This is a genomic window from Cohnella zeiphila, from assembly GCF_014212055.1.
Lineage (GTDB): Bacteria > Bacillota > Bacilli > Paenibacillales > Paenibacillaceae > Cohnella > Cohnella zeiphila.
Window position 1 is genome coordinate 23,941 of record NZ_JACJVO010000012.1, and the last position, 21,388, is coordinate 45,328.

Annotated in this window: 23 protein-coding genes; 13 read left to right on the top strand and 10 right to left on the bottom strand. The window is 50.2% G+C overall.

Annotated elements, in window-relative coordinates; translation table 11 throughout:
• Positions 1-10 precede the first annotated feature (10 nt).
• Positions 11-610: a TetR/AcrR family transcriptional regulator gene (locus tag H7C18_RS10805; protein WP_185129070.1), complete on the bottom strand. Its 600-nt coding sequence runs from the start codon at positions 608-610 to the stop codon at positions 11-13.
• Between the two features lie 174 nt (positions 611-784).
• Here H7C18_RS10805 and H7C18_RS10810 point away from each other — a divergent pair, with 174 nt between their 5' ends.
• Both H7C18_RS10810 and H7C18_RS10815 read left to right on the top strand, forming a co-directional pair.
• A complete protein-coding gene (locus H7C18_RS10810; RefSeq protein ID WP_185129071.1) occupies positions 785-1,960 on the top strand; it encodes a YhgE/Pip domain-containing protein in 1,176 nt (391 codons plus the stop codon).
• A gap of 65 nt (positions 1,961-2,025) precedes the next feature.
• The gene (locus H7C18_RS10815; protein ID WP_185129072.1) at positions 2,026-3,699 is read left to right on the top strand and encodes an SGNH/GDSL hydrolase family protein; all 1,674 of its coding nucleotides are present in this window, start codon (positions 2,026-2,028) and stop codon (positions 3,697-3,699) included.
• Between the two features lie 64 nt (positions 3,700-3,763).
• Here the strand turns inward: H7C18_RS10815 and udk are convergent, their stop codons facing one another.
• Positions 3,764-4,387, bottom strand: coding sequence for a uridine kinase (gene udk, locus H7C18_RS10820; protein WP_185129073.1), 624 nt, complete (start codon positions 4,385-4,387; stop codon positions 3,764-3,766).
• 295 nt (positions 4,388-4,682) lie between these two features.
• On the opposite strand from udk, the gene pyrH reads away from it, so the two are divergent.
• The 5 genes from pyrH (at position 4,683) to H7C18_RS10845 (ending at position 10,872) form a co-directional block, all read left to right on the top strand.
• On the top strand, positions 4,683-5,420 hold the full coding sequence (pyrH, locus tag H7C18_RS10825) for a UMP kinase (protein ID WP_185129074.1): 738 nt from the start codon (positions 4,683-4,685) through the stop codon (positions 5,418-5,420).
• A gap of 136 nt (positions 5,421-5,556) precedes the next feature.
• A complete protein-coding gene (gene rlmH, locus H7C18_RS10830) occupies positions 5,557-6,036 on the top strand; it encodes a 23S rRNA (pseudouridine(1915)-N(3))-methyltransferase RlmH (RefSeq protein ID WP_185129075.1) in 480 nt (159 codons plus the stop codon).
• 78 nt (positions 6,037-6,114) lie between these two features.
• Positions 6,115-8,136, top strand: coding sequence for an AAA family ATPase (locus tag H7C18_RS10835; RefSeq protein ID WP_185129076.1), 2,022 nt, complete (start codon positions 6,115-6,117; stop codon positions 8,134-8,136).
• Between the two features lie 477 nt (positions 8,137-8,613).
• On the top strand, positions 8,614-9,285 hold the full coding sequence (locus H7C18_RS10840) for a hypothetical protein (protein WP_185129077.1): 672 nt from the start codon (positions 8,614-8,616) through the stop codon (positions 9,283-9,285).
• 51 nt (positions 9,286-9,336) lie between these two features.
• The gene (locus tag H7C18_RS10845) at positions 9,337-10,872 is read left to right on the top strand and encodes a caspase family protein (protein WP_185129078.1); all 1,536 of its coding nucleotides are present in this window, start codon (positions 9,337-9,339) and stop codon (positions 10,870-10,872) included.
• A 395-nt stretch (positions 10,873-11,267) separates the two neighbouring features.
• Here H7C18_RS10845 and H7C18_RS10850 read toward each other — a convergent pair whose 3' ends face one another.
• The 3 genes from H7C18_RS10850 to H7C18_RS10860 form a co-directional block, all read right to left on the bottom strand.
• Positions 11,268-11,639: a VOC family protein gene (locus H7C18_RS10850; protein WP_185129079.1), complete on the bottom strand. Its 372-nt coding sequence runs from the start codon at positions 11,637-11,639 to the stop codon at positions 11,268-11,270.
• A 339-nt stretch (positions 11,640-11,978) separates the two neighbouring features.
• On the bottom strand, positions 11,979-12,206 hold the full coding sequence (locus H7C18_RS10855; RefSeq protein WP_185129080.1) for a helix-turn-helix domain-containing protein: 228 nt from the start codon (positions 12,204-12,206) through the stop codon (positions 11,979-11,981).
• Positions 12,207-12,305: 99 nt separating this feature from the next.
• Positions 12,306-12,524 carry a helix-turn-helix domain-containing protein gene (locus H7C18_RS10860; RefSeq protein WP_185129081.1) on the bottom strand — a complete coding sequence of 73 codons (219 nt, stop codon included), beginning with the start codon at positions 12,522-12,524 and terminating at the stop codon, positions 12,306-12,308.
• Between the two features lie 135 nt (positions 12,525-12,659).
• Here H7C18_RS10860 and H7C18_RS10865 point away from each other — a divergent pair, with 135 nt between their 5' ends.
• Positions 12,660-13,157 (top strand): JAB domain-containing protein, encoded by a 498-nt coding sequence (locus H7C18_RS10865; protein WP_185129082.1) that lies wholly within the window; start codon positions 12,660-12,662, stop codon positions 13,155-13,157.
• Between the two features lie 24 nt (positions 13,158-13,181).
• On the opposite strand, the gene H7C18_RS10870 is transcribed toward H7C18_RS10865, so the two are convergent.
• On the bottom strand, positions 13,182-13,451 hold the full coding sequence (locus H7C18_RS10870) for a hypothetical protein (RefSeq protein ID WP_185129083.1): 270 nt from the start codon (positions 13,449-13,451) through the stop codon (positions 13,182-13,184).
• 271 nt (positions 13,452-13,722) lie between these two features.
• On the opposite strand from H7C18_RS10870, the gene H7C18_RS10875 reads away from it, so the two are divergent.
• The 4 genes from H7C18_RS10875 to H7C18_RS10890 all read left to right on the top strand — a co-directional run bounded on the left by H7C18_RS10875 (position 13,723) and on the right by H7C18_RS10890 (position 16,250).
• Positions 13,723-14,655 carry a helix-turn-helix transcriptional regulator gene (locus H7C18_RS10875; protein WP_185129084.1) on the top strand — a complete coding sequence of 311 codons (933 nt, stop codon included), beginning with the start codon at positions 13,723-13,725 and terminating at the stop codon, positions 14,653-14,655.
• Positions 14,656-14,733: 78 nt separating this feature from the next.
• Entirely contained in the window at positions 14,734-15,534 is an 801-nt protein-coding gene (locus H7C18_RS10880; protein WP_185129085.1) for an SDR family oxidoreductase, read from the top strand.
• A 24-nt stretch (positions 15,535-15,558) separates the two neighbouring features.
• A complete protein-coding gene (locus H7C18_RS10885) occupies positions 15,559-15,933 on the top strand; it encodes a nuclear transport factor 2 family protein (RefSeq protein WP_185129086.1) in 375 nt (124 codons plus the stop codon).
• Positions 15,934-15,962: 29 nt separating this feature from the next.
• A complete protein-coding gene (locus H7C18_RS10890) occupies positions 15,963-16,250 on the top strand; it encodes a Dabb family protein (RefSeq protein WP_185129087.1) in 288 nt (95 codons plus the stop codon).
• Positions 16,251-16,511: 261 nt separating this feature from the next.
• On the opposite strand, the gene H7C18_RS10895 is transcribed toward H7C18_RS10890, so the two are convergent.
• Positions 16,512-17,405 carry an alpha/beta hydrolase gene (locus H7C18_RS10895; RefSeq protein ID WP_185129088.1) on the bottom strand — a complete coding sequence of 298 codons (894 nt, stop codon included), beginning with the start codon at positions 17,403-17,405 and terminating at the stop codon, positions 16,512-16,514.
• Positions 17,406-17,532: 127 nt separating this feature from the next.
• On the opposite strand from H7C18_RS10895, the gene H7C18_RS10900 reads away from it, so the two are divergent.
• Positions 17,533-18,495 (top strand): helix-turn-helix transcriptional regulator, encoded by a 963-nt coding sequence (locus H7C18_RS10900; protein WP_185129089.1) that lies wholly within the window; start codon positions 17,533-17,535, stop codon positions 18,493-18,495.
• Between the two features lie 36 nt (positions 18,496-18,531).
• Here the strand turns inward: H7C18_RS10900 and H7C18_RS10905 are convergent, their stop codons facing one another.
• The 3 genes from H7C18_RS10905 to H7C18_RS10915 form a co-directional block, all read right to left on the bottom strand.
• Positions 18,532-19,305, bottom strand: a complete 774-nt coding sequence (locus tag H7C18_RS10905) for a pirin family protein (protein ID WP_185129090.1) — start codon at positions 19,303-19,305, stop codon at positions 18,532-18,534.
• A gap of 73 nt (positions 19,306-19,378) precedes the next feature.
• Entirely contained in the window at positions 19,379-19,774 is a 396-nt protein-coding gene (locus H7C18_RS10910; protein ID WP_185129091.1) for a DoxX family protein, read from the bottom strand.
• Between the two features lie 550 nt (positions 19,775-20,324).
• Positions 20,325-21,275, bottom strand: coding sequence for an aldo/keto reductase (locus H7C18_RS10915; RefSeq protein WP_185129092.1), 951 nt, complete (start codon positions 21,273-21,275; stop codon positions 20,325-20,327).
• Between the last annotated feature and the right edge of the window lie 113 nt (positions 21,276-21,388).

Below are 21,388 nucleotides of genomic sequence, written 5' to 3' on the forward strand. Positions count from 1 at the left end.
GGCTTCGGCTTCACCCTTTTTCATTGATTAAAAATAGGGGGCCTTGGCCCAGGATGCGGGTGATGATCATCGCGACTTCGGCGGGCGGCAGCTTCCGGCCGGTCTCGAACCAGTGCATGAGGATGCCGAAGTTGGCCGAGGTGATCGCGGCGATCAAGTAGTCTCGCGGGACGGGGCCATCATACGTCAGCCTGCTGAACACTTCTTGGAACAGCCGTTCCTTCATGAATTCCCGGATCTGGAGCGGAAATGTGATGTCGCCGTTAGGTCCGAGAATGACCCGGAAGAAATCCGCATGCCTCTCGAAAAACTCCAAAATGCGAACGCTGACCGGGTACGCCTGGCCTTTCTCGGCGTAAGCGGCAACCTCCAGCGGATTCACCTTCCCCAATTCCCGGGTCAAGCCGTCGAACATCTCTGCCTTCAGCTGCTCCAGGAAATCGGCCGTATCGCGATAATGCAGGTAGAACGTTCCCCGGTTGATCCCCGCCCGTTCGCTCAGATCGCTGACGGTGATCGCGTGAATCCCCTTCTCCTCGATCAGCTCGATCAGCGCCTTCTGCAGCAGCTGCTTCGTCCTCGTTTTGCGGCGGTCCGTCTTTTCCGTCATGCGGGCGGCTCCTTTTTTTGCGGATTTTTTTGGCGTTACTGAACAGATCCCGGCTCGAGTGCCGATTAATGAACATTCGGCGGCGCGATTGACGATTGCCACTTCTCCTCCCCTCATTATAATGAACATTGTGATCAGTAATCAACGTATTGTCCATTTAAGGAGTGGGGGAAAATGAACTTTTTCAAGCAGCGTCTGCTGTGGATCGGAGTGGCGGGGGTTACCGTTCTGGCGATCGTTTTCGGATTGGCGCTCATGGGGTCGATAGCCGGGGCGAAGCCCAAGGAGGTGCCGGTCGCCTTGGCGGTGCTGGATCAGGGAGCGCAGGCCGGAGGCGGTCAGGAGCTGAACGCGGGGCAGATGATTCGGGAGAATCTGTTGGCTCTGAAAGGTTTGCCGGTCTCCTGGCAGGTCGTCTCGTCGGAGGAAGAAGCACGGGCGGCGATCGACCGGCAGGACGTTTACGGCGCGCTTATCATTCCGGCCGATCTCAGCCAAGGGCTGCTGTCGCTTGCCTCGCCGAATCCGAAGCCGGCCGCCCTGAAAATTCTCGTGAACGAAGGCTCGAACGCGCAGGCGGCGCTGCTCGTTCAGCAGGTGCTGGGGCAGGCGGCTGACACGATCGGGGCGGAGCTGGCGGGGCAAGTTCTGGCAATGGCCGGGCAACAGACGGGGCAGGTTCCGGTCGAGGTAGCGAAGGCGCTGCTCGCGCCGGTCACGGTGGAGAAAGAGTCGCTGCATGCTGCGGGCGCGAACAACGCCGGGGGCAACGCGCCGACCATGCTGATCCAGGTGACGTGGCTGGGCAGCCTGTTCGCCGGCGTCTTCCTGTTCCTGGCGGGGCGGAAAGCGAAAGAAGCCGGCAGCGGATCATGGGCGGCGCTCTCCGGTCAGGCGATCGCCGGGCTGCTGCTCATGCCCGCGGTGTCGGGCCTGCTCGTGTGGATGGCTTCGTCCTGGTACGGCATGGAGATGGCCCGCGGCGACGTCTGGCTGTACCTGTGGCTGACCGGAACGGCGTTCTTCCTGCTTCAGTCCGCGCTTCTTAACCTGATCGGCGTTCCGGCCGTGGGCCTGCTGGCGCTGCTGTTCTTCTTCTCGATGCCGGTGCTGAACCTGGCGCCGGAATTCCTGCCGGACGCGACCAAAGATTGGCTGTATTCGTGGACGCCGCTCCGCTACGCCGCGCAGGGATTGCGCAGCCTGATGTACTTCGGAGGCGAGGGGAGACTGGCGGACAGCCGCGCCGTTCTGTGGTGGCTGGCGGGCATCTGCTTCGCGGTGCTGCTCGCTTCGGGGCTGCTCCCCCGCAAGGCGCCGGCGAGCGGGCGCGCTCAAGCCCTCTCGTAGGGGATCCCGATCGCGTGTATAATGGCCTTGACGTTATCATTCCTCGCGAGAGTTAGGAGTCTGACATGAAGCCATTATACGGGAAAGACGCGCTGCTGCCGGAGAAGCTCCGGATCCTTTTCCTGGGGGACAGCATTACCGACGACGGTACTTATATCGCCTTTATGGACGCTTACTTCCGCCTCCACGCGCCGGAGAGCCGGATCGAGCTGATCAACCTCGGCGTCAGCAGCGAGACGGCTTCGGGCCTGAGCGAGCCCGCTCACCCGTTCCCGCGGCCCTGCGTGCACGACCGGCTGGAGCGGGCCCTCGCCGAGACCCGGCCCGATTGGGTCGTCGTCTGCTACGGGATGAACGACGGCATCTATCATCCGCTGTCCGAGGAGCGGTTCCGGGCTTATCGGGACGGCATCCTCCGGCTGCTCGGCCGGATCCGGCAGGCGGGCGCGAAGGCGATCGCCATGACGCCGCCGCCGTTCGATCCGGCATCGCTGGCGGGCGGCGCGGAAAAGCTGCTGCCGGAAGGCCTTCCGGCATACAGCTACGAGACGCCTTACGCCGATTACGAGAGCGTGCTGAAGCGTTACGCGGACTGGGTGCTGTCGCTTGGCGAGGATACGGCGGACGCGACCGTCGGCATTCACGGCGAGATGCTGGCGCATATCGCGAGGGAGCGGGCGGCGAACCCGGCTTACTTGTCGGGGGATGGCATCCATCCGTTCGCTCCGAGCCACTGGGTGATGGCGAAGTCGCTGCTGCGCACGCTGTTCAACGTCTCGCTGGAGAGGGCTCCGGATTACGTGGCGGACCCGGACGGCTCGGCTTCCTTCGATCTGATCCGGTCCCGGCACCGGCTCGCGAGCGCGGCCTGGAAAGAGCACGTGGGGCACACGAATCCGAACAAAGCGGAAGGAGCGCTGCCGCTCGCGGAGGCGCAGGCGGAGATCGAGGCGCTGGAGGCGCGCATTCGGGAGCTGGTTGCCGGGAAGCCGGAGCTTCGCGAGGCGGTCAGCTGGTCAGAGTGGGAAGGCCATGAGCGGATCGACTTTATGGTGGACGGAAGAGAAGGCTTCTTGATCCTGCCGAAGGAGCCGGCGGCGGGGCGGCCTTGGGTGTGGCGGGCGGAGTTTTTCGACGCGTTCGCCTATGCCGATCGGGCGCTGCTGGCGCAGGGCTGGTGCCTTGCCTACTACCGCATCAGCGATATGTACGGCTGTCCGGGCGCGGTGGAGCGGATGCGGCAGTTCCAGGATTACGCGGAAGAGAAGTTCGATCTGGCAAAAAGGACGGTGCTGTTCGGCTTCAGCCGCGGCGGGCTGTATTCGTTCAACTACGCGGCGGCGCATCCCGAGCGGGTGCGGCTGCTCTACCTCGATGCGCCGGTGCTCGACATCCGCAGTTGGCCCGGCGGCCTGGGCGCGGGACCCGGCAGCGCGTTCGAATGGTCGCTGTGTCTTGCCGTGTACGGGCTGACCGAGGAGACGGCTCGGGACGCGAAGGTGTCGCCTCTGGATCAGGTCGAGCCCGTGGCCGCGGCCGGCATCCCGATTCTGATCGTGGCCGGAGATGCCGACGAGCCGGTGCCTTATGAGGAGAACGGCGCGCTGCTGGCGGAGCGGTACCGCGAGCTCGGCGGGACGATCGAGACGATCGTGAAGCCGGGCGTCGGCCACCATCCGCACAGCCTGTCCGACCCGGCTCCGATCGTAGCGTTCGTGCAGGAGCACGCGCGGGCGTGAGCTCGCGCCTATCAAAGGAGCGCAGCCTCGGTGGGGCTGCGCTCTCTGGCGACCGGGCGTACCGCTAGACTTCAACGCCGGTCAAATATTTTTCCACCAATACGGATAGCAGTTGGATGCCGACCTCGTTATGCCCGCCTTCGGGGATGATCAGGTCGGCGTATTTTTTGGAAGGCTCAATGAACGCTTCATGCATCGGCTTCACGGTGGACAGATATTGATGATGGATCGACTGGATCGTTCGCCCGCGCTCCTCGATGTCGCGGAGCACCCGGCGGAGGATGCGCACGTCCGGATCGGTGTCGACGAACACCTTGATGTCCAGCAGCCCGCGAAGCGTCTCGTCCGACAGCACGTGAAGCCCTTCGAGGATGACGATCGGGTTCGGCTCCAGCCTGACGTTTTCCGTCCGGGAACGGGCATGCACCGTAAAATCGTAAACGGGAGCGAACGCCACGCGGCCTTCCTGAAGGGACCTTAAGTGCTCGGCCAGCAGCTCGTTGTCGAAGGCCAGCGGGTGGTCGTAGTTGATCGTCGCGCGATCCTCCAGGTCCAGATTCGAGTGATCCTTATAGTAGTTGTCCTGCGAGATGAAGGTGGCTTGGCCCGTGCCGAGCCGCTCCATGACGGAGCGGGCGACCGTCGTTTTCCCCGATCCGGTGCCGCCTGCGATGCCGATCGTGAGCATGCGAGTCGATGATCCTCCTCTGAACTTCCCGTTATCATTCCCTTAGTATAGCATAGTTCGACATCGCTGCCTTTTCCGCTATTCCCCATTCCGAAGGTTATGGGTTTACTTCCGGAAGGGGTTCGTCGTAAAATAGGGTAATGCCAATTTCAGGGAAGGAGTGGGCGTATGAGGAGAAGGCGGGTCGGCCCCGGTCGAACGGCGTCGTTTCGCTTTTCATTCGTTCATTCCATTGAAGCACTAAGGCCTTTGAGGTCTTAGTGTTTTTTATTTTGGATGCGGAGGTGCATGGATCATGGCCAGGTATCGAAGGGTTCTGATCAAGCTCAGCGGAGGGGCGGTGGCCGGACAGTCGGAGTTCGGGTTCGAGCCGGAAAAGCTGGACCACATCGCCAGCGAGATTCTGTCCGTCGTCGATCTGGGGGTCGAAGTGTCGCTCGTCATCGGCGGCGGCAACATCTTCCGCGGCCATATGGCGGAGAGCTGGGGCATCGAGCGGGCGGAAGCCGACAACATCGGCACGCTGGCGACCGTCATCAACAGCCTCATGCTCCGCGGCGTGCTCAAAGCCAAAACCGTCAAAGAAGTGCGCGTCATGACCGCGATCCCGGTCGCCTCCTTCGCCGAGCCGTACATCCGGCTGCGGGCGGTTCACCATCTGGAGAAGGGGTACATCGTCATTTTCGCGGGCGGGAACGGCCAGCCTTATGTCACGACCGACTACCCGTCCGTGCAGCGGGCGATCGAAGTGAACTGCGACGCGCTGCTCGTGGCCAAGCAAGGCGTCGACGGCGTGCTCAGCGCCGATCCCCGGCTGGACCGGGGGGCGAGGAAGTTCACGTCGCTCCATTATAACGATGTCCTTCATCGCAACCTGAAGGTGATGGACCAATCGGCGTTCATCCTGGCCCGCGACTACCACCTGCCCATGCACGTCTTCAACTTCGACCGGCCGGGCACCATGCGCGAGATCTGCGAAGGGACCGATCACGGGACGCTGATCAGCCGGGACTCGGCTTTGGTGATGGAGTGAGGATGGGGGAGATTGGGGGAGTCTGCTGCGGCGGACTCCTTTTTAATCGGTTCCTCATGCCGGGGCTTTGCACGAAGCCGGCCGATAGGATAAGCTGTTGGCATAAGATCAGGAAGCATCGGAGGAACTTGGCTTTATGCAGATTCAAGTCGTATGCGTCGGCAAGCTGAAGGAAAAATATTGGTCGGACGGCGTGGCCGAATACGCCAAGCGGCTGGGCGCCTACGCCCGCCTCGACATCCGCGAGCTGCCCGACGAGAAAACGCCGGACTCCATGAGCCCGGCGGAAGAAGAGCAGGTACGCATGCGCGAAGGCGAGCGCATCCTCGCCGCGCTGCGCGACGGCTCGCACGTCATCGCGCTCGCCATCGACGGCGAGCCCTGGTCGAGCGAGCAGCTTGCCGCCCACCTGGACAAGCAAGCCATCTACGGCGGCGGCTCCGTCTCCTTCGTCATCGGCGGCTCCCTCGGCCTCTCGCCCGCCGTCCTCTCCCGCGCCGACAAGAAGCTCAGCTTCGGCCGAATGACCTACCCTCACCAACTGATGCGCGTGCTTCTTCTGGAGCAGGTATATAGGGCTTTTAAGATTAATCGGGGTGAACCGTATCATAAGTAACGGCAACGGATTTGCATATCTATGTAATTGTTCTAATTGTTGTATAATAAAGAAAAGTGTCGAATGGAGAGGTTCATTATGAGGTTAATCAAAGCAAGGGTTCAAAATTACAGAAGTATTATGGATACCGGTTGGTTTGAGTTGGAGAATGATAAAACGATCCTTGTAGGCCCAAATGAGGCAGGAAAAACCGCAGTTCTACAAGCGTTACAAAAATTAAATGCTCCTCCAGATGTAAAACCATTTGATGCTTTGCGTGATTATCCTCGCTCAAAATATAACGATATTACAACGGGAAAAGTAGACCCGTCTAATGTTGTGGTGGTTGAAGGTAAATTTAAGATTGAACCTTCAGACAATATTGATTTGCCACCTGGTTATGAAAATTGTGTATATGTTTTTACAAGAAAGTTAGATAACAAGGCTACACACAACTTAGAAAAATGCCCAGCAACTACTACATACAAAGCTATTATAAAAGATTTGAAACGTATGGCAAGTCATGTCGACAAAATGGCTACTGAAGATGAATCAACACCGGATAAGGTGGAATTATTTGCTGGGAAATTAGCGACCATAACCGAAGAATGGAGTGAGAATTCATATATTGTAGGTGAGAAGGCGGAATCATTATCGAAATGGCTAGATAGTTTGTTTACACATATTGATGAAACCAATAGTACAGAAGAAGAGCGCTTTGATAGATTAAAAAATGCTGTATCTCAAAATAAAATAAAAGATGAGATTCTTAGTTCTTGTTATAAGAAATTGCCTCTATTTGTATATTTCAATAATTACTCCAGGGTAAAGCCATTAATCCATCTTGAGCAGCTAGCAAATAGAATTGAACAAAACAACCTACTAGATGAATATTATGATTATGGTAATATATGCCTATTAAAGTTGCTTGGGTTTAATGCACGGGATCTATCTAATCTTGGAAAGGCGACTGCCGCAAATTCGTCAGAGCAGCAAATCCAAAGTTATAGAGATCAGCTTGATAAACGCCAATACCAATTAAATGCAGCAAGTGTTAGACTGACTGAGGAAATAAGAAAAGTATGGATGCCCGATCGGAGTAGAAATGAAGCAGATAGGCTTAGGGTAGCTGCGGATGGTCAATATCTAAAGGTAGTAGTTGAAGATGATTTAGGTGTCGAAATAGAGTTGGACCAAAGATCCGAAGGATTTCAGTGGTTAGTGTCTTTTTTTATTGTTTTCTTTGCTGAGGCCGAAGGTAAGCATGCAAATGCAATATTGCTATTAGATGAACCTGGACTTAATTTACATGCATTGAAACAGTCTGATTTCCGTCAGACAATTTCTAAATTAGGTGAGTCTAATCAAACAGTATATACGACTCATTCTCCTTTTATGGTCGGGGCTAATGAACTGGATTTAGTGCGTGTTGTAGAAATGACAGACAGATATACTGGGACTAAGGTTCATACAACTATTACAGCAAATGATTCCAATGCAATGCTTCCCTTACAAGAGGCACTAGGTTACGATCTAGCGCAAAGTTTGTTCACTCAGCAGCGGAATCTTGTTTTTGAAGGTCTTACAGACTATTGGTACATTGAGTCCATTTCCGAAATGTTGCGTAATGATGGAATCATAGATTTAAATAAAAAAATTGCCTTGATACCGGCTGGAACTGCAAGCAAAGTTGTATACTATGCAACCATTTTGCGTGCACAAAATTTAAAGGTAGCTGCTTTATTTGACTCTGATCCAGAGGGAGAACAAGCGGCCAAACAAGACACTTTAGTTAATTTACTACAGAGCAAATCAATATTACAAATAAAGGACTTCTATACGGGAACCTCAAAAAAAGTTGAGGTTGAGGATTTATTACGGGAAACACTTGTAAAAGTGGCTAGAACGGAGCTTGACTGGGATGTTGCTGATATTGCAGAAGTTCAGGTTGGCCGTCCAATTGCTGATATATTTGCTTCTCAAATCAGTGAGTTTTCGAAGTATCAACTTGCAAAAGCTTTTCTCAGATGGTCAAGAAACAATGATTCACAATCATTGACTGAAACGGAACGTAGACAGTGGAAAGCCTTAATTGAGCAAGTGAATAAAGCACTAAAGTAAAGCTCGAAAGATATGAGGAAGGGCGAGCTCAATTTGAGTAGCCCTTCTGCCCTTTTTTACTAGTGGCCTACGGATGTTCCAGAATAGATTTAGATAATTACTTTCTGACTGTCTCCAATATTAAATCTAATATGGCTTATATTTCTATCCTTAGTAACCGTTATTTTCTTGATCATTGTATGCACAAGCTGCTTCCGTTTCTCATGGCTGACATTTTCGAAGATACCACAAAAGGATACTGAGGTAAGGGAATTGCTTTAAAAAATTGCTATCCATCTTATAGAACGTAAACGAATTCAATCCATTTCAGAATTTGAAGAGCTCATATTCCTATAAATTCTCAATGAATACATTAACTGTTCTTCAGTGACTCCTTTGCCAAAGTCTCCTCCACAGTGAAAGTATCACAAATAACGTCAAAAGTAGTCTTTTGTATAATTTTCCTGCGACAGAAAGCTGATTGGGAGGAACGTCTAAATGAGAATCCATAAGCTAACGGTAATCTGGATGGGTGTTGTAGGCGCAATCTCTCTCATAGTTGCTTGGGTACTAAAGCAGATTTCCCAAGATTTTTGGTCAAATATTGCAATAGGGATACTATCAAGTGGAATTCTTGCAATAGTTATTTCGATCGTAGGGTACAATGTAGAGCGCCGAAGAATTTTGGAAGAGTTTTATTTACTAGCCTGTAAAGCCGTACGTAATATAATCTCGTATGAACGTAATGGGAATGCTGAGAAAACAATGCGATCTGTAGTCCAAATGGCAAGCTACGACTATAGTGCTTTGGATAATGCATTCGCCAATATTGATTTTTTTTGGAACGGTAAGAAACACAGAGCACGTATTTATAATAACATCTATTCAAGGATTGTAATGATGAGAAAAGCAATATCACAGAAGTCATTTCACTTTAGCCTTTACCTATCAGGGAAAACGACAAATATTAACGTAATGAATCATTTTATCGAAGAACTTGATAAAGAATTGATTACATTTAGGGTTAGTGAAATTGAGGATCAGGAAGGCAATAAAACGATAATGAAATATGCATATAAAAACGCAAAAGATATTCTTGAAAAGGAGCTTAATACTTGGTACTTCAAGCTGATGTACGGAAAAAAGGGATTAGAGGTTAGTCTAGACTAACGTTGGTAGACGCAGATTAGTATTTTTTATGTAGAGTAGGTGACACAAGAGTTGAATCATATAAAAGCATTTGTAGTAGGAGTCAGTGATTATAAAGCGGTAGGAGCAAAAGACCTTTCTTTTTGCAAGTCGGATATGCTTAACTTCAGTCAAGCAATAAAAGTTGGAATGCATGTTAAGGAGAAGGAGGTTGTTCGTCTAGGGCTATTAAATAATGGAGTTGTATCCGAAGCTGAATTCTGGAAGGAGTTACAAAGTTTTAATGCTAAGTTAGATCACCATGATACGGCTATTTTCTACTTTTCAGGACATGGTACTTCGACTAATCCGCACTACCTCGTCTTAAGTGATGGTTTCGTAGAAACACAAAAGTTAATTGAAGTTTTAAGTCAGTCGAAAGCAAAAAATAAGATTTTGTTTTTGGATTGCTGTTATTCTGGAAACTTTAGTATCAAAATGAGTTCGAAAATCGACATAAGTGACTCTATTGATAAATTTAATGGGACAGGATATGCGATTTTAACATCTAGTAATGCATATGAGCCCTCCTATGGTGATAGAATAGGGAGTGTATTCACGAATATTTTATGCAACGCATTAACCAATAAGTTCTTAATCAGGGAGGGAGCTATATCCCTTCAAGATTTACAACTATGGGTAAAAAGAGCTCTGGAAATATACACAAGAAATAACCCTAATTCTCCTCAACATGCTATCTTCAGAGCCGACATGGGAGGCACGATTTTCTTTCACACTGGGGATTTTAAACCGTATCCTAGAGAACATTATTACATCGAAAAGAATGAGTTTATTATTCATTCTGTAGATCCTGTTCATATTGGTTCGATTAAACGATATGCTGCTAAAGTAATACTAAAATCAATACCGACCGATGAGGAATTAGCGAATTGGGCAGCTCAGATAAGTGAACTACTTAAAAACGCTGATGTGTACAATAGTGAACGACAAAGATTAATGTTTAAGGGGCAAGAAACCAATATAGTGTGGGTCTATTTTGGATTCTCCGAAGAAGACATTATTAATGGTAATTTTTATTGTATAGCTACATGGGTCGATGAAAAGCAAAGTAAAGAATGGTGGCATCGGTTAAGCAGTGAGCATGAGTACATAATAAATGATATCCATCTCAAGAAAGTTCCTTTTTACAATATGCTAAAGGAATTCATAAATGAAAATAGCATTAGCGATATGGAAGTATTTGAACAAATTAAGCAGATTAGATTTGAAATGATAAATATAGCCGAACATATTATTTTTTCTTTTAACGAGTTGTGTAATCATATCCTCAGCGAAGATGAATTGTTTGATATTATCACACCATTATGTCCTCGACTAGATGAGCTTTTTTTAACTTTAACTGACATTGGATTTTCATCGACAAAAATAAAGGATTACAGAGAGGCTCATTTATCACTATTGGGTACAATTCATGACTTTTCTTACTTTTATAATAAAAAATACAAAGATCAGAGGGACCCTGCTAATCGAAAATCAGTAATGCAAATTACCATATCTAGATATCATACTGATCTAAAAAAACTAGAGCAGCTTGATAAAGATTTTTGAATCAGCAGACGTGCGACTTAATGGCCAGAATTAAAACAGGGAATTGAGAGGGGAGTTATTAGCAAGTTACCTACTAACGGAAACTGGTTTAACTGAGCCTCTTCAGTAAAACAAGGGAATGAAGGGTAACGAAAGAAAAGCCCCTGCCCGTAAAACAGTGTGAAAAAGTTTTAAGAATGCTCTGGACGTATTTAAAAGATTCATGAGCCGGGGACTTCCTCGGCTCATTTCGTTGCCGTTCCCCCCGCCGCGGGGAACCGTATCATAAGTGACGGCGAATTTTTGGGAATTCGTGAGCGTAATATTACCGGGGGAATAGAACCACAATACGATATGACAAAATCATCGGCATAACGAAACAGAGTCTCAGAGGGGGGGATTGATTCTCCATTGTGTTAACTTCTGAAGTTGGAAAGTACCCAGCCAATGCCGTTTCGATCCGTGATGCCAGCAAGAAGTCCGTTAAAAGGAGCCTCGAACACCTCGTTATCTATAGTCCCGTCAGTTGTCAGGTCTTCATAAACTTGGCGAAATTCCTCTTCAGTCTCAAGCGTCAGAGTGACCTTTACATAGTCGCCTTTAAAAGAAGGCTTAGCTGCGGTGCTATCGGCGAAGTAAATCGTGCTGCTGCCTAAAATTAATTCCGCATTCAGCACCTTATCATCCTGTTTTCTAAAAATTTTAACTTCCCCGCCGAGCACAGACCGGTAATACTCGATTTCTTCCGTGCAATTGTCCACCACTACAAAGGGACTCGCTATTTTCATACACCATACCTCCTGATTTTCATGTACTGTTACTTGCATCACCAAGTGACGGTCTAGATGTTTATCCTATAAACGCACTTTTATAATCCCTGACAAATCTTTCGAACGAAGTCACCTTTTGTCCTGTTATCTCTTCGACCGCGCTGGACACAATGATCCTCGCCTTTCGGTTTTTTGCATACTCTTATATTGTCGGCACTGAGATATCGAAGCTTGTAGAGTGAACTCCGCCAACGACATATTTTTCGCCGATAGACCCGTTAAGCAGAACCTTATCATTATTAAGAGACAAAAAAGAGTGTTCACCAAACAATAATCGAGAAGCCAACACTTCGGCAATTAAATATCTAAATTCTTTTCAACCATCCTAACAAGTTCCGAGGGTGCAATATCCAACTGGGCGGTCAGCGCGAAGATCGTGTTTAATGTTGGCCGTCTTTTGCCGCGTTCAAGCAAACTGATGTAGGTACGGTCGAGCTTGGAACGGAAGGCCAGTTCTTCTTGGCTTAGCTTGCGCTCCTCGCGAATTTTGCGCAATTGTTGGCCGAAAATGACTTCGATGCTCAAGGACACCACTCCTTGAGGCTTATTATTCCCATCAACTCGACAAATGGTCTACGGACTATAGTCCTCGACCGAGCGGTGTGCTAAAATGTAGACTATGGTCTACTCAGAATCAACAAGGTCTATGATTTCACGGATATCGTGAATGTGAAGGGCTTCTGCAATCTTTTCAATGTGATGGAAGTTAATGTTATGACGTTTCTGGTTGGATAGCTCGCTAAGTGCGGCGTGGCGAATGTCGGTGAGTCGGGAGAGCTCTCTGAGGGAGATTCCATGCTTTTTGAGCAACTCTGGAATGTTGACAACCACTTTTTTTCCCATTGATCACTTGTCCCCCTAAAGGATTGACTATACGCAAAAACGTACCATATAATAAAAATTGGGTTGGTACGCATATGCGTGCCAATCTGCATTTCTTTCGGCCTGGAATAGGTCGACTTTCAGCAGGAGGCTTGTATGGAGAATGTCCAACAGCATCAAGTATCTCTCGTCCGCCTACAGTTGATCCGGGAGGAGGGCTTCTATTCTCAGCCCAAGGTGGAAAGTCCGGAGGAAGCACAGGCTGTATTCCGCCAGTTGCTGACTGGGGAGACGGATCGGGAGCACCTGGCGCTGCTATGTTTGGATACCAAGCATCGGCCAACGGCGATTCAGGTCGTGGCTGTGGGAACGCTCGACAGCTTGCTGGTTCATCCGAGGGAAGTGTTCAAGACGGCGATTCTGGCCAATGCGGCTTCGATCATTTGCGCGCATTGGCACCCAAGCGGGGATCCGGAGCCGAGCATGGCGGACGTGAAGGTCACGCATCGGCTGATGCAAGCGGGAGAGCTGTTGGGCATTAAGCTATTGGATCACTTGATTCTGGGGGCAGGGGACGATTATCTTAGTCTTAAAGAGAGCGGCATCATGAGCAGCTTGGCGACTCCGGAAGGTACCCCGCCGTACAACGTTTAATCCACGAATTGGAACCAGCCCGGTCTATTCGGAATACCCGCCCATAGATTGTCGGGAATCGCCAATTCCTTTTGAGAGGAGCGAGAAATGGCGGTTTTTAATTCCTTTTCGCGCCCGCTTTGGACCAAATGGCCAGTCCGGATTCATCATGAGAGCATGGCCGAGCGCGACTAAAGGAACGCCGGTTTCCAAAGCTTTGACGACATCTTCTGGCGTCAACAATCCACCGACGCCGACGACGGGTATCCGGTTGCCCACTCGTTCCTGTATCATGACAATTCTGGACTTTGTCATGGTTCTATCCTTCCTCGGACCGGCCCAGAAACGATGGCGAAATTTTTGACCCTAACCGCACAAGGGAACAGACAAGGATTCAGTATGGAGAGAAAGATTTGGAGCGAGTTAATTTCCTCATGAAAAAGCCATTTGATAAGATGGCTTTTTTTTGTTGCACCGTACGAGATATCTGTATGCGACTGTACATCTTAGCGTATGTTCTTCAAACTATAACCTGACATCTTATTGTCCAGTTTTAACGGATATACTGAAGACTAGGGGTGAGCGGATGCAAATCAGCAGATTATTTCAAGTGATTTATATTTTATTGGAAAAGGGAACTGTTACGGCCCCAGAGTTGGCTGAACGGTTTGAAGTGTCTGTCAGAACGATTTATAGAGACGTTGAGATTTTAAGCCAGGCCGGAGTTCCGATCTATACCAGCCAAGGAAAAGGGGGCGGCATTTCCCTTTCCGACAGGTTTGTCCTGAACAAATCTTTGCTTTCGGACAAAGAGCAGGATGAGATACTTTTTGCCCTGCAAAGCTTGTCCGCAGCCCAATTTCCCGATTCCGACGAGGTTCTCTCGAAGCTGAGCAGCTTGTTCAGGAAGAACAGCACCAACTGGATTGAGGTGGATTTCTCCTCTTGGGGAAGCGGGCAAAAACAAAAAGAGCTATACGTCCTACTGAAACAGGCCATTCTGGAGCATAAAGTGATTTCGTTTACCTACTTGAGCGCGGCCGGAGAACAAAAAAGCCGGAGAGGTGCTCCGGTGAAACTGCTTTTTAAGGATAGAGCCTGGTACGTTGAGGCCTATAGTTTCGAACAAAATGCTCTAAGAACCTTTAAGATTACCAGGATGTCGAATGTACAGCTTTTAGACGGAGACGAGGGTAATCTCTTTGAGGTTAAGTGGGAGTGGATGGAGGCTACCAGGACTTCTCGTGCAGAAGTTAGGGGTAACGAAACGCCTAGAATCCCTCTGGTATTAAAAATAGAGCAGGCGGGAGCTTATCGCATCGTGGATGAGTTTAAGGAAGAGGACATTTTGAAACAGGAAGACGGGACTTTCCGGGTCACGTCAGATATGCCTTCCGGAGAATGGCTTTATCAATATCTTCTATCATATGGAGATTTACTGGAAGTGATTGAACCGGCGTCTGTCAGACTGGAGATGAAAAATCGCTCGACCAAAATGGCCGAAAAATATTTTAGATAACTGAACACGCAGCTGTCAGGTTCTGCTGTTTAAACTAGCCTTGTATTCAAAACATACTAGGGAGGATTCAGCAGAACGATGGAAAACAGCCCGTACTTATTGGATATAAGCAAAGAATTTGCAGGTAAACGAGCCCTGGTGACCGGCGGAACTCGAGGAATCGGCAGGGCGATCGTCCAACGTCTGCATGCAGGAGGAGCTGAAGTGATAGCCGCAGCAAGATCGCTGCCCGAAGCATTACCGGAGGGGGTAGAGTTCATTCAAGCCGATGTCAGCTTCTCAGAAGGTGTGGATCATATGATTCAGGAGACGATTCATAAATTCGGCGGTCTGGATATTTTGATTAACAATGTGGGAGGTTCCTCAACGAGCACGGCAGGGGCTTTAGCTATAACAGATGAGGATTGGCAGACGACGTTTAACGCCAACCTGTTCTCATCTGTCCGTCTCGACCGTGGATTTCTGCCTTACATGGTTGAACAGCAAAGCGGAGTGATTGTCCATATATCCTCTATTCAGCGTAAATTGCCAGGCAACATGACCATGCCTTATTCGGCAGCCAAAGCTGCGCTCGTTAACTACAGCAAGAACATCGCGACCCAATTCGGCCCTATGGGGATAAGAATCAACGCATTGGCGCCGGGATTTACCGAAACGGAATCGGCGGAACGGTTAATCGAGAGAATGGCTGAACAAGCCGGAACGGACTATCTGGCTGCCCGCCAGCAGTTAATGGATGAGCTTGGCGGTATTCCTCTCGGCCGGCCGGCCAAACCTGAGGAGGTTGCCGAGCTTGCCGCCTTCCTTGCTTCAAGCAGAGCCTCTTCTATTACGGGCTGTGAGTATGTCATTGACGGCGGAACCATCCGCACCGTTTAACGAAATTACAAAGGAGTTGATCTTATGGAGCCTAGTCTGCTTCCGCCAGTTATACAAGATTTTATAGCCGCTGCCAATAAACCCGATCCGGAGGCTTATGTCGACTGCTTTTCGGAAGATGCTCTTGTCCTTGACGAAGGTAAAGAATGGGCAGGCAAAGCTGATATAAAAAAGTGGAGTGCCGAACATCACTTTGGTGCTAACATAACGCTTGAACTCAAACAGCATAAACAGCATGAGGAAGATATCGTGGTGGTTTTTAAGGTTGACGGGGATTTCGATAAAACCGGCCTCCCGGATCCTCTTTATTTGGATTTTTATTTTCAAATTGGCAACCTTAAGATTAAGCAACTGGCGATACGACTGTCTAAAGGATCGGAACGAATAGAAGAACGCTAATCAGATAAGGGACGAAGTGAACCTAAAAAATGATTGTAAATCACTTGCTATTAAAGCTGAAAGACCGGAGTCCAAAGCATATCGAGCAAGTTCAAACCGTTCTGCTGAGCATGAGAGGGAAAATAGACGTTCTTCTCGATGTTCAGGCCGAAGCTAATATTCGACCTGGCCCTTCCGCATATGATTTGATTCTGATTACCAAGTTTGCAACCTTAGAGGACATGGATGAATACCTTATCCATCCGGCCCATCAGGATGTCGCCAAGTTGATTGGCACGGTTTTAGAAACGCAGGCATCTGTCTGCTGCTCTATCTGATGAAGTAAGCTTTAATAAGACCATGAGAAATTGGTCTACGACAAGTTGCAAAGGATGAGCAATGGCGGCCACGTGGCCGCCATTTGTTTTCGCCGATAGCCCCGTTAAGGTGAACCGTATCACAAGTAACGCAAATGTTAATCCGAGTTCATAGCAAACCAATGAACTTCGACCTGATAAAGCATGATAAGGAGAGCCATCTGAATAGGAGGGCTCTCCTATTTTATGTTTTCAACACCCGTATTCGTTAGGATCAAATGTTCATCTGAGGTGCTGAGTGATAAAAAGCGCAGCACGGTCCAGGGCTTGATCGGCTTCATCGAGAATACCTGTCAACGCCTGGAAAACATGCGGGACGTCGGCGGTAACGTCGAGGATGACATCCACGCCTGCTGCCCGCGCACGGTCGGCGAACTGCGTGGAGTCGTCAAGGAGCAGCTCGTTGGTTCCGACCTGCAGCAGGACCGGGGGGAATCCGGCAAGATCGGCGAACTTGGCGGGGCTAACGAGCGCATGATTCGGATCCTGACCAGCGAGGTACATCTCGTCCGTCAATGCAAAACCCTCACGGGTGAAGAACGGATCGATCCCCATTTTGCTATCCATGCTAGCTCCGGAGCGCGTCTTATCGAGCCCCGGCGAGAACGCCACTACCGCTGCCGGCATCGGCAGACCTGCGTCCCGTGCCATCAGGCAAGTCGAGACCGCAATACCGCCACCGGCAGAGTCGCCGGCAAACGCAATGGACGCCGCCTGGGCGCCATGGTCCAGAAGCTCCCGATAGGCTGCGAGAGCATCCTCGAGAGCCGCAGGGAACGGATGCTCCGGAGCCAGGCGATAATCGAGCGAGACGGACCGGATACGGGTCCTGTCGACCAGGTTCGCGGTAAGGGACATGGCCGTGTAGGGGGAACCCATCATATACGAGCCGCCATGGAAATAAAGAATGATCCCCGGGCGGGCATCCTGTTCGGGGTCAACGGTCACGCCGGGTCGATTACCGAGGGTCGTCGGCGTGGTGCGCACGCCCGCAGGTACCTTCATCGCTGCCATCATGGCCGCGAAGTTCGAGCGCATTTCCTCGACGCTTTGCGGCTTGGCGGGTTGGGGACGACGCAGCATTTGATCCAAATCCTTACGCTGTTCTCTACTCATAGGTTGTTCTCCTTCTCCTTTATCAATTCGATTGCTGCCGTCATCACTTCCGGCGAACGGCTTATTCATAGTGTATAATTTAATTGTGACAAAACGTGTCACTATATTTTTGAAGGCGGTGAATAGAATGGGAAAGTCGAGGCGCCTGATTGAATTGATGATGGCCGTAAACCGGAAGCGGAGATTCACCGTCAAAGAGCTTGCCGAAGAATTTGGCGTGTCTACCCGAACCATGCTGCGCGATTTGCAGGAACTGAGCGGAATGGGAGTGCCTTTATACGCTCAAGTGGGTGCAGGAGGCGGATACCAAGTTCTTGCAGAACGAAGCCTGCCGCCGATTTCATTTACGGAAAATGAGGCCTTCTCCATATTTTTTGCTTCCCATGCTCTTCGCCACTTCAGTTCGCTGCCCTTCGAGGCATCTGCACAATCCGCCCTTCGAAAATTTTACAGGCATTTACCGGATGATGTGAAAAGTCAGATAGACGAGATGCGACACCGAATTGACTTCTTTACGCATACTCGGTCAGAACGAGCCGGCTGCCTTGAGTTATTGCTTCAAGCATCCATTAGGAAGCTGCCTGTAACAATCCGTTATGGAGCTCAGAAGCATGAGACCAAGGAAAGAACGATTCAGCCCATTGGTATCTATGCCCACGAGGGATATTGGTTTTGCCCGGCTTACTGCTATCTGCGAAAGGCCTTTCGATTATTCCGGGCGGATCGGATGGAGTCAGCCGTCTGGGCGGATGCCGAAGCAGTATCGCCTGCAGTGGATGTTTCAGAGGTGGATTTAACGAACTGGGGCCTTCATTTCTACAGCAAACCAGAAAGCGTAGATGTCAAAGTGAAACTAACGGCAAAAGGGATTGAGTTATTTCGAGAAAAAAGCTGGATTTTCCCTTGGGGGGAAGTACATCGCACCCATAACGGCACAGGCATTCTAGAGATGGCTATCTTCCCCTCGGAAATACGTTTCTTTGCTGAATATTTCTTTTCGTTCGGCGCTGAAGCGGTCGTGCTCCAACCGGAAGAACTAAAAGAAGCTGTCAGAAGGAAGCTGGTCCGTGCTCTTGAAGAGTATAAATAATAAACCGTTATTTCAGAATTACGGGGAGCGTCAATCTTATTTTCGGTACAAAGGATAATTGACTCGTGCCGGCACTTCAATCAGAATCAGGCGGAACTCGGAGTCGCTATCTGCAGTAAAGTTCGCTGCGGACGCTTGCTCCGGCTCAATGACGGCAAAGTCTTTTTGCCGGAGCGCAGTAACGTCCTTACTGGACGCCGCATCGGCAACTGCGCCGTCGCCGCGGATGGCAAGCGCCGTCAGGTTGTAGTCTTTACGCACAGGCTGAACGAAGGTACGGCCCGGCTTTACGGTAACGTCCCACATCCGGGCTTCCGCAACAATCTTGACCGGCGCTTCACCGTCGATGACCGTTTTCACCGAGGCATCTTCCGTCTCGGTGATCGGGAATTCCTCATGATCGTATTGGTTGTAGGTAGGCGTCCTCTTGATCGCTTCGGATAAATGAGGCTCGAACCAAATTTGAAAGCCTTCCATGTTCGGGCCGACGAATCCTTCTTCATGGGAAACGCCGCTCCCGGTTTGAATGACCTGCGCCCCGCCGGGGCCGACGACGCTGCGGGTGCCAAGTGAATCCCCGTGCTCCGCTTTGCCGTTCACGACGTATGTCATAATTTCAAAGGCTTGGTGCGGGTGGGACGGAATGTACCCTTCTTTCTCGGCAAACGCCCATGCCCAGTAAAAGAGCGGGCCGACCCGGTCAACGGCCGAGCCCTCGCGCGGGAACCCGATCGGCTTCTGTTCTGTGATTTTGCCTCCATCAAATCCGCCTGTCGCTTGCCGTTCCGGACCGTATACATGAATTTGCATGGCGGTCTCCTCCTCAAGGTAAAATAGATTTAGCCCTTTGCTTGCCCCTAAGCCCGTACCGTTATCCCTTCCTTTAGAACAGTAACGCGTCGAGCGAATAGGAGCCAGGGCCCGCCAGCGCGACTCCAACGGCTACCGCGATTAGAACCAACGGATACTCCATCCCGTTCGAGGCGACCCAGAGTCCGTTTTTGGCATGCACTTTGATCGCGCCGAGCATGGTCAGGACGATGAGCGCCGCAGCCGCCGGAGTGAACAGGCCGGCAGCGAGAAGAGCGCCCCCGAACAACTCCATCAACCCGGCAAGCACAGCCATCAAGACACCGGGCTTGATTCCAACCGACTCCATCCAACCTCCCGTTCCTTTCGGACCATATCCGCCGAACCAACCGAACAGCTTCTGAACTCCATGACCGGCGAACAGCAAACCAACAACTAAACGAACCGCCAAAATACCGATTGCAACCATTAACATCATCTCCAGTTGTTTTCATGTTATTAATCTTAATTCTGAGATATTGCATCTGTTAAAATGGATGTGGGCCAAATGCAGTTGGAGCAATCTCTGTAGCGAGCAACTCCATGCATAGGATGAACTTAACGAATTAAAATACGTATGCCTCAGGTCCAATGAGTGCAATGTCCCATAACGATCATCCTCCACATTATTTGTAGAAGCTTACTTTTAGTTAGTTACATCTCGTGTTTATTACAATACATTAGTTACTTACTTTTTGTCAATAGCTATCGCGATGATTCCGCATCTAAGCGATCGAGTGCTCATCTATCGCTGTTTCCCGAGCGCTTAGTGGCGAAATTCGGATTGAGAGCGTATGAAGGAATTCCGGCGTATTGCGCCGCCCGCTTCGGCCATCCGCCCACGCAATCGCTTATACCATTGAGCAGCCGGCCGACGTCGATGTGAATGAAGAAGAAAGGGTCATCCCGAAGGATGGCCCTTTACACTTGCCGTTCTATACATTGCGGTGAACCGTGCCATAAATAATGCGGGCCCATGATTAATGCATCGGCTTTTCCCATTCACCTTTGATTACGATTCCTGTCTCTTTCGCCGCTGCTTCAAGATCATGGATTTCCTGTGCGGTCAGCGTGATTTCAGCGGCTTTTACAGCATCGGCAATTTGGGAAGTTCTCGTAACGCCGATGATCGGAACGGTTCCTTTCGCCATGGCCCAAGCGATTGCAACCTGTGCGGAATTCGCATTGTGATGATTGCCGATTTCCTTCATAACCCGGATCAGGCCTTCCAGCTTCGCCAGCACGTCTCCAGGAAACGCCTCTCCTCTTCGGGTGCCGCTTGGGAGAGGATTTTTCGCATTGTATTTGTCGGTTAATGCGCCTTGTTCCAACACCATATAGGAGAAGAACACAATGTTGTTTTCGTTGCAGTAATCCATAATTCCGGCTTCTTCGGACGAACGGTACAGTAGGCTGTAATGATTTTGTACGGCAGAGATTTTCAGCCCTTCTTCAGCCAGAATGCTTTGCGCTAGTTTGATTTCCTCCAGATTGTGGTTGGAGACGCCTGCATATTTTACTTTTCCGCTTCTCATCAACGGAATCAGCTCGGGCGTCCATCTTTTTACATCAAGAGGATTATGGATCCAATAGATATCCGTATGGTCCGTGTCGAGCCGGTTCAGGGTACTGTTCAAGCGGTCTTCAACAGGGCCGCCAAGTTGCGGAGTGAATTTCGTTGAGAGCAGCACATCGTCGCGGCCTTTGGCAAACTCGCCCAGAATGCTCTCGGAGGCTCCCATTCCGTACACAGTCGCAGTGTCCCATAAATGGAGTCCGGCTTCCATCGCCGAATCAAAAACCGGTTTCAAGTCTTCCGCGGCAAGATGATTCCCGAAAACAGCATCCCCGCCGCCTTGACCGGTCCCCCACGACCAGGTGCCAAGAGCGATCGCCGGAATCATTTCATTTTGCAATTTGACCTTTTTCATTTGTTTCAACACCTTTTCGTGAAATTTTAAATACCGCATGAGATAAGAATATCAAGGAGACGAATGAATTGCTTTGCCTGCAAGCTCATTCGACTTGTTTATTTAGCTCATTT

Excerpts from the sequence above, each read along its gene's own strand:
- H7C18_RS10835 (WP_185129076.1), top strand. The coding sequence starts at position 6,115 with ATGAGGTTAATCAAAGCAAGGGTTCAAAATTACAGAAGTATTATGGAT.
- udk (WP_185129073.1), bottom strand. The coding sequence starts at position 4,387 with ATGCTCACGATCGGCATCGCAGGCGGCACCGGATCGGGGAAAACGACG.
- H7C18_RS10870 (WP_185129083.1), bottom strand. The coding sequence starts at position 13,451 with ATGACAAAGTCCAGAATTGTCATGATACAGGAACGAGTGGGCAACCGG.
- H7C18_RS10865 (WP_185129082.1), top strand. The coding sequence starts at position 12,660 with ATGGAGAATGTCCAACAGCATCAAGTATCTCTCGTCCGCCTACAGTTG.
- H7C18_RS10885 (WP_185129086.1), top strand. The coding sequence starts at position 15,559 with ATGGAGCCTAGTCTGCTTCCGCCAGTTATACAAGATTTTATAGCCGCT.
- H7C18_RS10915 (WP_185129092.1), bottom strand. The coding sequence starts at position 21,275 with ATGAAAAAGGTCAAATTGCAAAATGAAATGATTCCGGCGATCGCTCTT.
- H7C18_RS10850 (WP_185129079.1), bottom strand. The coding sequence starts at position 11,639 with ATGAAAATAGCGAGTCCCTTTGTAGTGGTGGACAATTGCACGGAAGAA.
- H7C18_RS10890 (WP_185129087.1), top strand. The coding sequence starts at position 15,963 with ATGATTGTAAATCACTTGCTATTAAAGCTGAAAGACCGGAGTCCAAAG.
- H7C18_RS10810 (WP_185129071.1), top strand. The coding sequence starts at position 785 with ATGAACTTTTTCAAGCAGCGTCTGCTGTGGATCGGAGTGGCGGGGGTT.
- H7C18_RS10815 (WP_185129072.1), top strand. The coding sequence starts at position 2,026 with ATGAAGCCATTATACGGGAAAGACGCGCTGCTGCCGGAGAAGCTCCGG.
- H7C18_RS10910 (WP_185129091.1), bottom strand. The coding sequence starts at position 19,774 with ATGGTTGCAATCGGTATTTTGGCGGTTCGTTTAGTTGTTGGTTTGCTG.
- H7C18_RS10875 (WP_185129084.1), top strand. The coding sequence starts at position 13,723 with ATGCAAATCAGCAGATTATTTCAAGTGATTTATATTTTATTGGAAAAG.
- H7C18_RS10805 (WP_185129070.1), bottom strand. The coding sequence starts at position 610 with ATGACGGAAAAGACGGACCGCCGCAAAACGAGGACGAAGCAGCTGCTG.
- H7C18_RS10880 (WP_185129085.1), top strand. The coding sequence starts at position 14,734 with ATGGAAAACAGCCCGTACTTATTGGATATAAGCAAAGAATTTGCAGGT.
- H7C18_RS10860 (WP_185129081.1), bottom strand. The coding sequence starts at position 12,524 with ATGGGAAAAAAAGTGGTTGTCAACATTCCAGAGTTGCTCAAAAAGCAT.
- pyrH (WP_185129074.1), top strand. The coding sequence starts at position 4,683 with ATGGCCAGGTATCGAAGGGTTCTGATCAAGCTCAGCGGAGGGGCGGTG.
- rlmH (WP_185129075.1), top strand. The coding sequence starts at position 5,557 with ATGCAGATTCAAGTCGTATGCGTCGGCAAGCTGAAGGAAAAATATTGG.
- H7C18_RS10905 (WP_185129090.1), bottom strand. The coding sequence starts at position 19,305 with ATGCAAATTCATGTATACGGTCCGGAACGGCAAGCGACAGGCGGATTT.
- H7C18_RS10840 (WP_185129077.1), top strand. The coding sequence starts at position 8,614 with ATGAGAATCCATAAGCTAACGGTAATCTGGATGGGTGTTGTAGGCGCA.
- H7C18_RS10895 (WP_185129088.1), bottom strand. The coding sequence starts at position 17,405 with ATGAGTAGAGAACAGCGTAAGGATTTGGATCAAATGCTGCGTCGTCCC.
- H7C18_RS10900 (WP_185129089.1), top strand. The coding sequence starts at position 17,533 with ATGGGAAAGTCGAGGCGCCTGATTGAATTGATGATGGCCGTAAACCGG.